Below are 1,750 nucleotides of genomic sequence, written 5' to 3' on the forward strand. Positions count from 1 at the left end.
GTGGCTGTCGCGCTTTGAGTTGCTGGCGTCGGTGTCGGCCGGGCGGAGCCCGGCCCGGCTCAGCCGGTGGCCAGGCTGGTTTGGTGGAGTCGTCGCAGGTTGATGACGGCGGCTGCGAGGTTGAGTTCCGCGGTCGTGGCTTGGATGCCTCGGCGGGCGAATCGGCGGAGTTTGGTCTGGTCTTTGAGGTGGGCGATGACGGGTTCGACGGTGGCTGATCTGCGTTTGTAACGCTCGGCGTTCTCAGGGTCTCGTAGCCGGTGGCGCATCTGGTCTCGTGCGGTCGCCGGCTCCTGGGATGGGTCAGGCGGCGGTGGCTGGGAGGGGTTCTCGCGGGCGCCTTGGATGACGTCGCGGTTCTTGCCGGGAGCGATGAGCCGGTCCGGTCCCGGGGTAGTCAGGTTGGCTTCGGTGAAGTATCCGGCGTCGGCCAGCGCGAGCTCGATCCGCTTGCCCAGGGCGGTGGCCTGCGCGGTGGCAGCCGCGAGGGCCGGGTCCCAGCACTGCATGTCGTTGGCGTGTTGGGACACGTGGACTCCGAGGATGAGGTGGTCGTCGGTGACCGCGATCTGGGCGTTGTAGGCCTGGACCGATCCGCCACCGGAACCCTCAGTCATCAACCTGCTGTCGGGGTCGGTGGTGTTGACCTGGTGTGCCAGCGTCCCGTTCCGGCGGGCTTGGGCTGCTCGTCGGTCACGGACCCGCCGCCGGGGTCCCCGCATGTCGACCTTGCCCGCCTCCTTGAGCGCTTCGGCCGCGGCCAGTCCGGTTTCGGCATCGCGCAGCAACCGTTTGAGTCCGGCCCGGCGGGTGCTGGCCTTCTTCCCGGGTACCCCGTCGAGCTCGTCCAGCTCACGGCCGATCCGCCGAGTCCGTGCTTGATGCGCCAGGACGGGATCCACCCCCGCCAGCATCGTCCCGCGGCGGGTGCTGCCGTCCTCGATGTCGGCGAGGAACCGGGCCGCATCGACACGATCCGCGGCGTCGGCTTCAGCATGCTCGGCGTCTTGGCGGTCCAACTCGGCCATCGCCTTCGCGATGCCCGCCGCACGGCTGGCCCGGGTGCTCATCCCGGGTGGGAGATCATCATCAGACCCACCCCGACGCCCCCGACGCGCGGCAGCAGCGTCCTCTGCCGCATCGACGGCATCGGCATCAGCAACGACCTCGGCAGCGACGCGCTGGGCTTGCTCGCGAACCCAGTCGTGAGACCGGTTGGCCGACTTCGAAGCGTTCGCGGCGATCTTGGTGCCGTCGATCGACACCACCCCGACCTTGACCATTCCCGCGACCGAACACAACCGCAGCACCTGCGCGAACAGGTCCTCAAAGCCCTCGTGATGCTCGGCACGGAACCTGGCGATCGTGGAGTGATCCGGCCCGTCCTGGCCACACACCACCCGGAACGCGACATGATCCACACAGAGCCGTTCGATACGTCGCGAGGACCGTTCCCCGACCGCGTAGGCGTAGATCAGCAGCGCCAGCAACATGTCGGGGTCATAGCCCTGACGACCAACCCCGCCGGTACGGCGCCCGGCATGGAATCGGGCCGTGTCAAGCCGATCGACGACATCGAGCACGAACCAGACCAGATGATCCTCGGGCAGCCAATCGGCCATGTTCGGCGGCAACAGAAACTCCTGATCCCTCACCACCGGGCGATACCTACGAGCCATACCGAAGTATTTCGCGGCACAGGCCAACCGTCACGGAACCCACCCGGCGATTTTCAAATCGCAACAGCCAC

Annotated in this window: 1 protein-coding gene; it reads right to left on the reverse strand. The window is 67.6% G+C overall.

Translation table 11 applies throughout. The features are described from left to right. Positions 1-59 precede the first annotated feature (59 nt). On the reverse strand, positions 60-1,706 hold the full coding sequence (locus ACFWQC_RS28290; protein WP_378686165.1) for a transposase: 1,647 nt from the start codon (positions 1,704-1,706) through the stop codon (positions 60-62). Positions 1,707-1,750 lie beyond the last annotated feature (44 nt).

Origin of the sequence: Nocardioides sp. NPDC058538, from assembly GCF_042719275.1 — a bacterium.
Taxonomy (GTDB): domain Bacteria; phylum Actinomycetota; class Actinomycetes; order Propionibacteriales; family Nocardioidaceae; genus Nocardioides.